General features: G+C 40.2%; 11 protein-coding genes. 1 reads left to right on the top strand and 10 read right to left on the bottom strand.

The genetic code is table 11. From position 1 onward, the window contains the following. Positions 1–4: 4 nt before the first annotated feature. Positions 5–85: an ATP-binding protein gene (locus tag BFP75_RS22200; RefSeq protein WP_262497583.1), complete on the top strand. Its 81-nt coding sequence runs from the start codon at positions 5–7 to the stop codon at positions 83–85. Between the two features lie 53 nt (positions 86–138). Here BFP75_RS22200 and BFP75_RS00125 read toward each other — a convergent pair whose 3' ends face one another. The 10 genes from BFP75_RS00125 to BFP75_RS00085 form a co-directional block, all read right to left on the bottom strand. Then, on the bottom strand, positions 139–711 hold the full coding sequence (locus BFP75_RS00125) for a DUF6090 family protein (protein WP_099542462.1): 573 nt from the start codon (positions 709–711) through the stop codon (positions 139–141). 465 nt (positions 712–1,176) lie between these two features. Beyond that, positions 1,177–3,219 carry a thiol-activated cytolysin family protein gene (locus BFP75_RS00120; protein WP_165776507.1) on the bottom strand — a complete coding sequence of 681 codons (2,043 nt, stop codon included), beginning with the start codon at positions 3,217–3,219 and terminating at the stop codon, positions 1,177–1,179. Further along, positions 3,131–3,901: a hypothetical protein gene (locus BFP75_RS21610; RefSeq protein WP_165776506.1), complete on the bottom strand. Its 771-nt coding sequence runs from the start codon at positions 3,899–3,901 to the stop codon at positions 3,131–3,133. The genes BFP75_RS00120 and BFP75_RS21610 overlap by 89 nt, the downstream gene beginning before the upstream one ends. Before the next feature lie 162 nt (positions 3,902–4,063). After that, positions 4,064–4,804, bottom strand: coding sequence for a LytR/AlgR family response regulator transcription factor (locus tag BFP75_RS00115; RefSeq protein ID WP_099542458.1), 741 nt, complete (start codon positions 4,802–4,804; stop codon positions 4,064–4,066). Continuing rightward, positions 4,805–6,748: a sensor histidine kinase gene (locus BFP75_RS00110; protein WP_206073444.1), complete on the bottom strand. Its 1,944-nt coding sequence runs from the start codon at positions 6,746–6,748 to the stop codon at positions 4,805–4,807. It lies immediately after the preceding gene. 178 nt (positions 6,749–6,926) lie between these two features. Next, entirely contained in the window at positions 6,927–7,904 is a 978-nt protein-coding gene (locus BFP75_RS00105) for a metallophosphoesterase family protein (RefSeq protein ID WP_240531644.1), read from the bottom strand. A gap of 44 nt (positions 7,905–7,948) precedes the next feature. Next, a complete protein-coding gene (locus tag BFP75_RS00100; protein ID WP_099542453.1) occupies positions 7,949–9,445 on the bottom strand; it encodes a M28 family peptidase in 1,497 nt (498 codons plus the stop codon). A 34-nt stretch (positions 9,446–9,479) separates the two neighbouring features. Next, the gene (locus tag BFP75_RS00095; RefSeq protein ID WP_099542451.1) at positions 9,480–10,979 is read right to left on the bottom strand and encodes a serine hydrolase; all 1,500 of its coding nucleotides are present in this window, start codon (positions 10,977–10,979) and stop codon (positions 9,480–9,482) included. After that, on the bottom strand, positions 10,976–12,685 hold the full coding sequence (locus BFP75_RS00090) for an N-acyl-D-amino-acid deacylase family protein (protein ID WP_240531643.1): 1,710 nt from the start codon (positions 12,683–12,685) through the stop codon (positions 10,976–10,978). Before BFP75_RS00090 ends, BFP75_RS00095 begins: the two co-directional genes overlap by 4 nt. A gap of 145 nt (positions 12,686–12,830) precedes the next feature. Next, positions 12,831–13,523, bottom strand: coding sequence for a peptidase E (locus BFP75_RS00085; protein WP_099542449.1), 693 nt, complete (start codon positions 13,521–13,523; stop codon positions 12,831–12,833). Positions 13,524–13,572 lie beyond the last annotated feature (49 nt).

Genomic DNA, 13,572 nt, shown 5'->3' with positions numbered 1-13,572 from the left:
TGCCATTTTAGATAGACTGGTTCACACCGCACATAGAATCAATATAAAGGGAGAATCAATGCGTAAAAAACAAATAAATAAATAGTAAATTTAACCACAATGGAATCGATTTTGAGCACTTAGTTTGCTATGCTCACTTTAATCCGTTTTTAGTGGTTCACTTTGACCGTCCTTTCCACCAATGAGCATACTAATACGCTCGGTGACACCGGTTTTTGCCCTATTGTCCAAGCTCTCGTCCAGGGTTATTTTTTGTTGCATCCGTTTAAGGTCTAGTAACTTATTCCTTAAAAGAGGGGGAATTAGTGCTATTTCTCCGCTGTTTTGGAGCGATTCTATGGTACTGGTATTGAAGTTTAATGCATAGGATTCTGCGTTCAGGTCCAATAATTCCTCGTACATAGATGTCAAGGTGAATTGTGAGGACTTGAATTTGTCGATGTAGTCTTGATAGGCTTTTCTCTGCAACTCAAACTTTGTAATGGTTTGCGTTGCAAATGTTTTGTCCTTTTGCAGGTCTTCCAGTATTTGTTTATAGTAATTTTGGGTTTTTGCCTCGAGTTTTCGGTTTTCGTTCCAATTGTCGATCTGTAAGGCTATTAAGATACCAATGACCACAAGTACAATCTCACCAATCGCGTAGAGCAGGTATTGGGAAAACCTGTTTTCCCTAAGTAGCTGCTGGCGGATTTTTCGAAAGAATTTGATCATTTCTCAGGGTCAGTTCTATTAAAACATATATAGGTTGTTGGATGGTTATCGCTATTTGAATTAACGCATAAAACAAAACCTGAATTTTCTCTTTCCATTTGAGAATTTAGCAAAAGAGTAGGGCTAAACCCTAGCTGCTGAAAACTAAACAGTTTTTCAATGTAATAGTAAGACCGTTTAAAAGTCAAAGAGAAATTGGTTAGTCCCATTTGATTTGCCTTATTAGAAGAAACCTTTTAAAGATATTGAAAATAAGTTGGTTAAAATGTCTGTGAGTTCAAAGAGAAACCCGAAATTATTTTCGGGTTATATTTTAATTGAATCTATAAACAAACAGGTAGTATGAATAATTTAGGTATCCATAATCTGATTAATAAAATGAAAAACACCAATCAAATTATAAAATTACGGAATACCTCATCCAACGTTGTCCTTTAGGTTTCATCTACCTGTTTTTAGTAAGTACTATTGTTTGCAGTCCTTTTCCTCAAACCTCCGGTCCAAGGTGGTGCCATACATTTTATAAGTACAATTGGAAGGACCGGGTAAGGTTTTATTCATTATTTCTCCCCAAGGAGCCCAAACCAACCCAGTGGCTGCTTCCGCATTAATATTGATGTTTACAGCGTCACCGGGGAAGTTCATGGTTTTTGTCCATCCAGCAGTCTGTTCCCCAAATTCTTCTTTTTTAGGTTGCAATATCCCATTGGCATCAGGTTCGGACCATTGAACGGTTACCCTTGCAACATACGCCCCCGCGTGTTCTAATTTGATTTCTGCATTATCATATTCCGTACATTCGGTTTCCACATAATTCGAACTAACTTTAATGCCTGCTGAAACATTATCTTTTAACCAAGCAACCGTGTAGGCAATAGGAACGCCCGGATTATTTCTGGAATAAACCGCATCAGTTTCGATTAATTCTTGTAATCCTTTAATATCATTTCCAGCTACGAATTTCCCGGCTATATCCGCACTGCCTCCCATTGCAAATACGGTATAGGTGGAATTTTCCCAAATACCGTCATACTTAGACTTTATATCAATATCAATTGTAGTAGTTGGATCGACTGCATATTTTAAAGCAGCTTCAAGCTCGAATTTTGTAGCCTTTTTAGTTGTTTCCATTCTTACCATAACCACTCGACCATAATCTACACTTCTCACATATGCGGGAGGCTTTTGGTTGCTAAAAACGTCACTTACATCTGCTTGTGTGACTTTGGAAGTATCAAAAACATCCGAGGGACGTTGAGGAGCGTCCATGGTGATAGTGTAAAAAACTTGTTGAAAGAAAGCTACTGTTACTTCATTTTCGGAATTCGTGTTCACTTTCATTAATGCAGATGCACTATTGCCAGCCCAATCAACACTAAACCCAAGTTCAACGGCTAATTGTTCTGAAGAATAAGCCTTCTTGACCCTTTTCGTAAACTTTGCCGGATTTATATATCCTTGTGATTTAGGGTTTTGATTCCATTTTTCCAACATACTAACAATTCCATTCTGAATAGTTGAGTTTTTTGGATCTTCAATGGTTATCCCTTGTGCCATTCCAGGTAGGTCAACAGTTAAAACTACCGAAGCCCTCGGTAGTGTTATTGGCGTAGGCATGCCTTCTGCTAAATTTTTGTCTCCTAAAATTAAAGCCCCCGGATATACAACACCCGCATTTGGGTTTAAAATAGAAACTTTATTTAAGGTCTCATCTGTTTTGTTTTGTTTCTTAACGCACTTGATAACCTTATTCCCAAAGGGCTTTCTTTCGGTCTTTCCTCCAGGAGGCAGTGTTTCAAAACTTCCTTCTGCAGGAACGGCCAATAAGGTCCGTGCATCATAATTTAAGTTTTTTATATAGTCGGTGATATCGGTCTTATTGGTATCACTATTATTCGATCCGGTAGCATTTGGAACCGCAATTGCTTGTTCCCCCATATTATTGGGAGCTGATGTCTGGGATACCGATGTTATCTGTGGGATAGCCGTTATTGGCGTGGGCTTGTCCATTATTGCATCGGAACTTGTGTCCACAACAACATATTTTGTAACTCCGTTATAATTTACCTTGTTCAACCAAAGGTTTAGGCTTACGGCCTCATCTGTATCATAGTCTTTTAGGTAAATGGACCATTCATCCCGGTCTTGTTCTTCATACTTCTTATTTTGACCATTTATTACACTTTCCCAGATGCCCAAACTAATTTCCTGAAAATGACCAATGGGCGTGGAAGAATCTGTATTGCTAATTTTAACAGATTGAACCTTTGGTGCCTGAATTTTTTCTTGACCTTGCATCGTTGTTGCAAAGCTTAACATGAGTATGCTCAAGATACTGTGATATATATTTTTCATGATTTGTTCTTTAAAAGGTGTATTCAATAGTATGGTGTGATTTTCAAATATGGATTTGGTGGAATTATCCAATAGGAGGGCCGTTAAATCTCCTATATTTGTCAGATAGGAGTTGCCTATCGGATTGATTTGGAACTTTATTAATTTCTTCATGTGTAACCCATATTGCAAAATACTCACTGATAAAAGTTCTTGGAGAACTGGCCGCATAATTTGAAAGATTTCCCCATTTTACTGCTGCAGCAACGTTTGAATCTCTATTTTGGTGAGCGCTGCTCCAGTAGTTATCCGCCCCTATTAAAACTTCGTTCAATATTCGCCCAATTCCCTTAAGGATATTTCCAATAAGCACTTCCTGATCTAAATTTCTTTTGGGCACCCTAATGACTATTCTAGGGTCTATTTGATCGAAATTATAAGGGTTCAATCTAGTGTAGGAAACCACTCCAGAATTTATGAGGTCCTCATAAAATCCATAAGCCCAAGGAATACTCGAACTTTTCACCCTGGTGGACTTCGGTATTTCCGTTACAAAGTAAAAATGGATTGGATAGGCAGCGAGTGGCGTTAGGTCTACTCGATACCGCATGAGATCAAAGGCCTGGTTTATTATTCCGTCGAAATCCGCTTTTACACTGGCTTTAACGGAATATTGAATATTTTCATTGTTGATTCTTTTTAGGCTTCCGTGCTGATTTATGTCGCGTATGCCAGCACTGGATATTAAGTTTTTCTCTTGATTGATGGCTAACTCCGATTTTTGGTTGGGCAGTAGTTGTCCATAAACAAACCCTATACATAGCAGTCCGAAAGTGGTTAAAATAAGTTTTTTCATAATTCTAGTGTTTTGTTACTAATTCATTTTATCAATCTCTAAGAAATTGATATTAAAGTAAAAACACTAGCGGGTTAGGATAGAGGATATGTTTTTTTGTCCGAACCCCGTCTTTTATTTATCGAAAGAAGGTTAGGGGAATAGTAGTCGGAAAACGAAAATCTAAATGGTTTGTAACCGCTTCATTAATTCTTCCCGTAATGCTTTGCTAATGGGAATGGCCTTTTTTGAAATTACAACGTGACTATTGGCAACTTCATCAACTTGGGCAATATTGATGATGAACGATCTGTGTATTCTTAAAAAATGTTCGTCTGGTAGTTTTTCGTCCATATCCTTTAAGGTCATCACCAAAAGGTATTCTTTTCTTTTGGAGTGTATTCTGCAATAGTTTCGTTCGGCTTCAATATAGAGTATATCTTGAATTACCACTTTTACCATTTTTTCGTGATGACGTACAAAAATACTATCGCTTAAAATGAAAGGTGAGGACTTATTGGTCATTTCGTTTTCTGAAACCTGCTCTTTCTGAATCTGGTTTATGGTCAATTCTACAGCGCGCTGTAAATCCAGTTTTTTGTAAGGTTTTGAAATGAATGCATACGGTTTGGTCACCTTGGCCCTGTTAAAATGGGCTTCATCTGCATTGGCGGTCAAATATATGATGGGAATGGTATGCTGTTTTTGCATCTGTAGGGCGGTTTCAATACCATCCAGTTTCCCCTTAAGATTAATATCGAGCAATACCAAATCAGGTTGGTTTTCATTGATATGTATAAGCGCTTCCTCGCCGCGGGGAATGATTCCAGTAACCTCATATCCCAAAGTACTCAGCTGCAAGGAAATATTTGCACCGATGATCATCTCATCCTCAACGATCAATATTTTTATGGGTACTGCCATTTATGCTGCTTTTTCCATTTTAAATTCAAATAATACGGTAGTGCCATTGTCTATTTTCTCTTGCATACTTCCATTGAGCTGTTGCGTCAATAAATGTATCAGTTGAGAACCGAAACCTGTACCTTGAGCGGGCTGCCCCGTTGTTTTTCCTATACCGTTGTCCGTTACCTTTAGGCTTAAGGTATCCACATCAGGTTTTGTAAGCATAATTTCAATTTCTCCTTTTTTATTTTTTGGGAAGGCATACTTTAAAGCATTCGTCAATAATTCGTTAACGATTAGTCCAATGGGTACCGCCGTATCTACATCTAATTCCAAATTATCCATGGCGCAGGCAATCTTTACCTTGTCCTCTGCATTAAAAGAGTCTAGAATACCTTCTCCTAGATTAATGAAATAATCTTTCATTTCAATACTGCCCAAGTTTGTGCCTTGGTATAATTTCTGATGGATGATGCCCATAGACTGCACGCGGTTCTGGCTTGCGATCATGGCATCTTTGGTAGCGGAGTCCTCTAATTGGGCCGATTGAAGGGAAATTAGACTTTTGACCATTTCCAGATTATTCTTCACACGATGGTGAATTTCTTTTAAAAGCAGCTCGTTTTCTGCATTTTTGGCCGTAATCTGTGCGGTTGCCTTTCTGCTTTTACGTAGAAAGTAATATACCGATCCTAGCAGTACCAAAAGTAGTGCGCCTATGCCTATAATTAAATTTTGCACTCTGGTTTTCTGTTCCAATACCAATGTTTGTGCGGCAAGAGCCTCATCCTTTTTACCGGTTTCATATTTAATTAAAGCTTCGGACTCCAGATTTTTAATTTGGTCCTCGTAAATTTTGTTGCGTATCTTCCTCGACTTTTCAACATAGAACAATGCTTTTTCCGGGTCGTTGAGATTCAAATAGCAGTCAGAAATTTGGTCATAAAGGGGCCAAATACGTTCGTTTTCATCCTCCTCATAGGCTTTAATGCCTATAAGTAGATTCTCTAAAGCTTCAGGGTACTTTCCCTGTAGTCGCAATGCATTTCCAATTTCGGTACGGTAGGTAGCAGAGCGTTCCTCTCCAATTTGGTCCACACAAAGTTCCCAGGCCTTGGTGTAATCGCTTAAAGCTGTGTCATAATCCTTGGTTGCTATAGAAATATCCCCTCTATAGGAATAGGCCCGGACCAGGACAAAAATTTCATCCTTGGCTTTCGTTTCAACTATCTTAATGCATTCATCGGCCGCTTTGTAGGCATTTTCAAATTGTCCTAGCTTCGTATAGCCTTTTATGAGATCAAAATAAGCTATGGCTATGGAAGTATTGTCATCCACTTTTTTAAACAGCGTAATGGCTTGTTTTGCATAGTTTATGGATTCCTGCGGCTTTTCCATTTCACCCAATAATACGCCTAATACGCGATATACGGCCGCCATACCTTGCTCATCGTTCAGTTCTTCATATAATGCCAATGCTTTAAAAAGAACGTTTTGAGATTTGTCTTGGGAATTTTCCCTTAGATAATCAATGGCCAAGGTTCTGTACGTGGCGGCTATCTTGGTCTTGTTCCCCGTTAATTTATAATATTCCAAACTTTTTTCACCGTGGTAGATGGTAGAGTCTTGGGGAAAAATGCCATGATATCCATACCAATTTGCCATTTCCTCATGGGCTTTGGCAATTTTCAATGGATTTTCACTCTGCAGGGCCCTTTTTAATATATTTAAACCAATTTCTTGATAGGTGTCAATATTTTCATTCTGATTTATCCGCATCCAGGTCAAGGCAGAATCTATAGGAAGATTTATGATACTGTCTATATGTTTTATAGGCTGGGATATTGTTTGACCATAGGTGCTTGAGGTTTGGTAAATAAATATGGATAAAAAAATACAAAGATTATTTAACCATGTCTTAATAATACTAATTTGAACATGTTTAAAAGTAGGAGTTCTCATCAGTGCATTTTTTGGTTGGTAAAAAACTACTAAAAACTTTATTTTAGTTTGATTGATTAAAATACATCATATTTTTAGAATAGAAGTCGTAAACAGTGATATAACCATGTACTAGTTGACAGTCTAATTTCATTTATTGGCGATTTTTTTTAAACTTATTTTAATTCTAATTCATGTGTTAATTAATCAGTGCACCTGCAGGCGGTAGTTCCCCTTTTTTGTCCAAAATACCGTCCATTTTTAAGTGCGTGATTACGGGCTCCTTGGCCATGCGTACTAGGGAAATATGATCAAAGGCCATAGAATCTTGGGCAGACTGACCACCACCCGTAGTTCCTAAAATGATGTAATCTCGGTTGTTCCTTGTCCTATGGGAAAAGGAGTGGATATGACCATTGATTACGGTGTAGGGTCTATCGGCCAAAAGATTTTCCAAGGGATTCAAGCCTTTTTCATCTTCACGTTGCCAAAGCGGTTTATGCATGAGCACAAAAGTCCATGTAACATACGGGTTTTCTTCTAGAACCTTTTTAAAATATTCAAATTGTTCCAAACTCATACCACCTATTTTACGCTCCGGCATGCTATAATATTCCGTCTCCTCATACACGCCTTCTATTTCCCCGGCGATGACCTTTAGGGCTTTTGCACGAGCCTCATAGATTTCCACCATGCGCTGTTCCTCGTAATCCTCGGAATCCATCATAAGAAAGAGTACATTATCGTAGAGAAAATGATAGTATCTTGGGCCAAAACGTTGCTTCCAAATGCTACGCATCGTGGGGTTGGTAAGGTCATGGTTGCCGCCCAGATGGAAGAAGGGCATTTTTAATTTTGACGTCCTGTTTTCAAAGGAATCCCATTCTTTGGCCAATTGCAGCGTATCCTCAGTTCCGCCATCTATGAGATCGCCAACGCTCAGGACAAAGGTTGGGTCCAGGGCATTTAATTGTTCTACGGCAGCGCTGTACACTCCGCTACGTTCGCCCCCGTTTAAATCCGAAATGATGGCAAAGGTAAAATCGTCTTCCGTGGGCTCAAAAATAGTACTTGTCCATGGTTTGGGGCCTTCGCCAAGGGTATGTTCAAAAGTGGATTTCTCAATTTTCTGGTTGTTTTCCTTGCAACTGGAAAGTACAAGAAGAATAACAATCATTTTAATCAAATAACCTTTCATAAAAGTGTAATCGTCGTTACTAATTAGTTTTTCATTGGGGCCTTGGGAACTTTATCGTACAATACATTGCCAGCGGCCTCGTATTTATCTCCCTTGACCCAATAGGGTGTTTCCGGGTCATTGGCTATCAACCTTCCAGATAGTACATATCCTTGGTAAAATTTTACTAAATAGTCAAAATCCAAACTCTCGGCCTCATCGGAGGCCTGATGGTAGTATTTATTGATTTCGTCATCAAAAGCATCAAAACCAGTGGAGTAGGTAGGCGCAGGAACTCCTTTACTGGCAAAACTTACATTATCGCTACGATCAAAAAGGCCTTGTTCGGGCGCGGGGTCATCAATAGCTTCGAGTCCGAAAGTAGCGGCTCCGGTAACAATGTGTTTTTTAGCGGTTGTTCTATCCAATCCAATTACGGTTGCCAAACTGGTATTGTTGTACCCACCACCATCGGTATTAAAACCATAAACAATTTGCTCTAAGGGAAATAAGGGGTTTTGTACATAGTACCGACTGCCCAAAAGGCCTTTTTCTTCCCCAGAAAAAAATATAAAGATGGCAGATCGCTTTGTAGGATATTTTCCGATGGCTTCCACCATACTCAAAACAGCGGTTGTTCCGATGGCGTTATCGCGCGCGCCATTGTAAATGCTATCTCCTTCCGCATTTGGCGTACCGATACCCACATGGTCATAGTGGGCGGAGTACATGATGTATTCGTCCTTAAGTTTGGGATCGGTGCCTTCCAGTACGCCTATAACATTTTGGGTAACAAGGGTTTTCTCTTTTTTACCATCGGTTTCAACGAAATAGGAAAGTTTCGATGTATTCAACGCCTCAAGTTTCTCCGAAGTGGTATTCACCCAGAGATGTATGAATCCATCTTTTTGGTTTTGGTCGGCCATGGCATCCGGTATCTTAACACTTTCTCCCATGAAATGCGACATTCGTGACCACCAATCTTCTTCTAGCAAGGTCATTTCCAAAAGTCCGATAGCCCCATTTTTTATAGCTAAATCTTGCTTTTCTTGGTGTGCCCTATAAATAGCCCTGGCATCGGCGGATTCTGAAGTGCCCGCTTTTACTAGAACTAGCTTTCCCTTTACATCCTTTCCCTTGTAATCATCTTCGGTTCCATAACCGAGATAAACAGCATCACCGGAAAGTGCAGTTGGTTTTGCGTTCACCGCAATAGTATGCGGGTAATCCACATCATTAATAGAAACCTTAAGTATATCTGGTGGTGCCGTTTGCATTAGGTTGAATGTTTGAAAATAGGAGGTGCCATTCGCCGGATGAGGTTTTACGCCATAACCTCGCATTGTATTCGCTAAATAGGAAGCGGCAATCTTTAGTTCTGGAGAGCCTGTGGCGCGTCCTTTTAGGACATCGTCGGCCAGAAAATAGATATGACCTTCAATTTCGTTTTTATCGACTGTTTGCTCCGCGATTTCAGCATCTGTTTGAGCGGACAATGCACTTGAGAAGACAAGCGTAATTAGTAGTGTATAGTTTTTCATTTCATTGTTTTTTGTATCGACTGATATTTTAAATTTATTTTTCTTTTGTAAATTTTTCCCTCATAATGTGAAACTGGCTAATCTCACCAGCTTCGTTAAGGTCGAAATTGACTTTTATTTTCTCGTAAAAACGGGGGTCTTTATTGGTGATAAAGGTATCGTAGTGCCAATGCTTGGTCGTATAGGTTATAAAGTCATTAAAATTGATTTGCAAAGATCCATCTTTTAAAGTAATTTTTGCTGTACCCAGCATTTGGTTGGTATAGGTACCCTCATAATTAGATAGCGGTAGACTCGGTTTGCTGTTTTTTACTCTTTCTGAATCTTCTTTTTTTTCTTTTTCAATGCCTTCTTTTTTGAATCCCTCATACAAATTGAAAACCTCTTTATGCCAATCCCGACTGTTATCTTCAAAAGCATAAAGGTCTATGGCCTTATATAATATGGCATGTCGCAATTCCGCATGATCTAAATTGGCAAAAACATAAACCGCTACGTCTTTATCGTGCATGATTCCAGCAATGGCAACGAGACCAAAAAGGCTTCCCGTATGAAAATCCAACTTATGCCCTTTATAGTCTTGTTGAAACCATCCCAGACCATAGGTATTCCAATTCGGTTTGGTAAGGGCATTGGTAGGGTAGATTCCCGTGGAACCCAAAAAGGAATGGGGCTCGAATAATTTTTTGAAGGTTTTTGGTTGTACTAAAGTGTCTTGTTTATAAACACCATCATTTACCAAGAATGTGAGGTAATTGGAGATATCATGAGCGGTTGAGCATATCATCCCAGCCGGACCAATTTGGTCCGAGAATCCGTAATCTACTTCTACCAATCCGTCCTCAGAATCGTTTAAATATGGGGTTACATAATTACCTTCCTTAAAAATATTGGCTGCTATGGTCTGTGTACGGTTCATCTCTAAAGGATCAAGGATGCGTTCCTGTACAAAATCATGCCAAGGTTTTCCGCTGGCCGCTGCAATCACCTCACCCGCTACGGCGTACATAATATTTTGATAGGTAAATCCACCGCGTAACGGATAGGTTTTTTCTGCAAACCGAAAGTGTTGGATCGTTTCTTTGGTACTAAGACTGTCAAGTGTCCATAGGGCATCGGCATTGCCGATACCTAGATTGTGTGTCAATAAATCCTTAACCCTGGCGTCATCGGTAATATAGCTATCCGACAATTTGAAATAGGGTACGTGGTCCGTTACCTTATCATCCCAATCCAGTTTGCCATCATCCACCAACATACCCAAGGCAATGGCGACTACGGCTTTCGTAGTTGAGGCCATATTGAACAAGGTATTTTCATCAACCGGCTCCTTGGTCTCCAAGTTCTTGACCCCATAGGTTTTTTGACATACCGCTTCACCATCTTTAACCACAATGACAGCCAACCCGGGTACCTTCCAATCGTTGATGCCCTCGACAATCATGGCATCCAGTTTTTTGTTGTTGGCCTTTTGTTGGGCGAAAACTATTTGAGAACAGCATCCAATTAGGAATACTACTATTAATTTTTTCATTTGGTTGGTTTTTGAATATAGTTATGGCCTTTCCATCCAGGCCCACGAACTACCCTGCCTGGCGTGGCGCCGGTATGTTCGCCATCTTTCAAAATTTGTTCGCCATTCACGAACACATGTACCATTCCTTCGGCAAATTGGTGGGGTTCATCAAATGTAGCTTTGTCGATAATGGTTTTGGAATCAAAAATGGCCAAATCCGCAAAATGGCCCACTTGCAAAAAGCCTCGTTTTTTGAGCTTTAAATTAGTGGCCGGGAGGCCGCTTAGCTTATAAATGGCCTCTTCCAAGGGAATTACTTTTTCCTCCCTCACGTATTTGCCCAGGAGTCTAGCCACATTGCCGTATGCTCTAGGGTGCGGGCTGTAATTGGTGAACGGTTCTACTGGTGCAATACTTGCCGCGTCCGATCCAAAACTCATGTAGGGCAGGGCAATCTGTTTTTTCACATTCTCTTCGGACATTAGAAAATATACCGTACCAACACGGCTACTGTCCTGAACGACCAAGTCAATAGCGGTTTCTTCTGGACTTGTACCCCGTATTTTCGCAACCTCTCCCAAGGTTTTGCCTGTAAGGTACCTAAGACTATCATTTCTAAAATCATTTAAAATAAGTTTTTCAGGACTACCGGCAGCAAAATAAAGGTTCTCCCAACCATCCCCTTTAGCTTTCATTTCTTCAATTACTTTTTTACGGATGGCAGGGTCTTGCAATCGTTCGGCCCATTTCCCATAACCACCTTCCTGTACCCATGGAGGCATAGAAGCATCTAAACCTGTGGCTCCTGCTGTATAATTATACATATCTGTAGTAATTTGCAGTCCGGCAGAGCGTGCTGAGTCTATTTTGGCAATTGCAGATTCCCATTTTCCCCAATTGTCTTTTCCGCCAGCTTTTAAATGATAGATTTCCGCAGGAATATTCGCTTCTTTTGAAATTCGTATCAATTCATCAATTGCTTCCAACCAATAGTCGCCCTCACTGCGCATATGGGAAATGTACATACCATTATAGGCTGATGCGACCTTGCACAATTCAATCAGCTCTTCGGTATCCGCATAAAAAGCAGGGGCATAAATCAATGAAGAACCAATACCCATAGCTCCCTCTTCCATAGCTGTTTTGGCCAAGACTTTCATATTTTCCAATTCGGCAGGGCTGGGAGGGCGGTTAGCTTCCCCTAGTTCATGAACACGTAAAGTGGTGGCGCCTACGAAGGAAGCCACATTGGGAGCAATACCTCGTTTTTCTAAAAACTCTAAATAGTCTCCAAGTGTTGTCCATTCTATAGGATATTTGACATCCTTTTGGCTACTTTGTTCTTGTTGTCGCATTTCATCGCTTAACGGACCCATAGACCAACCTTCACCCATAACCTCTAAAGTGACTCCTTGACGAATATCACTTTCTGATTTTCCATCAACAATAAGAGATTCGGTAGCCCAGCTAAGCATGTTGATGAAGCCAGGGGCAACGGTTAACCCGCTGGCATCTATCTCTTGCAGGCCTTTGGCATTTTCCAGGTTTCCGATTGCGGCAATAGTATCTGCATTAATGCCGATGTCGCCCATGAATATGGGCTGACCAGTACCATCTGCGATTTGACCATTTTTGATGAGGATGTCAAAGGTTTCTTGATCGGAGCATCCAACCATGCAGAAAAACAATATGACATAGGGAATAAGGTTTGAAAGGGATTTCACAGTTTGTTGGTTTGGTTTTCCCTAAATGTAAGAAATAAATAGGTAGCCAATTCATTAAATAGATCTGTACGAAGCCTAAACAACCAAAACCTTTAAACCCGATGTTTTTTTTATTGATTTGATAGTAAAGGAGCGTGGTAATTATTTATCCGATTACCTTGGATTCCAATCGATCTTCCTTGATCGTACCACTTTTTGAATAGACATAATAGGAATGATTCCGCTCATCCAAGGAAACAGAGGTATGCACTTCTTCGTTGATAAAATGAATGGCCGACCGGTCGTCACAGGCGTAGCCGTCGCTCAGCTTGCCCGAGAGAATATTATTGTGGTACAAAGGACGCCTTGAAGTTTCCGAGTTATAATGGGGGCAATGGCTTTTGTCAATGAAAGACATCCCGTTTACTATACTAAGTTCCTTAGGTCTCGAATCCGTAGTACCGGCATTGAACCAACAGAGTGAGCCCGCACTGCCACCCCCCATGACCACTCCATTGTCATAGGCATTTTTTAGGGCTTTATCTATACCTTGGGCCTTCCAAATGGCCAACATGTTCAAGGTGTTGCCACCGCCAACCACAATGGCATCCATTCTTTGGATGATTTCCTCAAAGCTTTCTTTCTGGTCGTAGGAATTGATCCAAACGCTCATTACATGGGGTACAACATCGATTTGGGAACAGACCTCATAAAAGGATTTAATATACTTGGGATCTTCTCCACTGGCGGTGGGAATAAAACAAAGATTAGGGGTTTCCTTGCCAGAAGCTTTGGCCATATAGTCCAAAAAGGGAACTGTATGCCGTCCACTACCATAAACGAGTAACTGTCTTTTCATTTGGAGCATTTATTTCTTCCAAAGATACACAGATGATTTACAAACTTTA

The sequence above is a fragment of the Maribacter sp. 4G9 genome (assembly GCF_002742265.1).
GTDB lineage: Bacteria > Bacteroidota > Bacteroidia > Flavobacteriales > Flavobacteriaceae > Maribacter.
The sequence above is the reverse complement of the archived record's forward strand: the minus strand, read 5'-3'. Positions and strand labels throughout refer to the sequence as shown.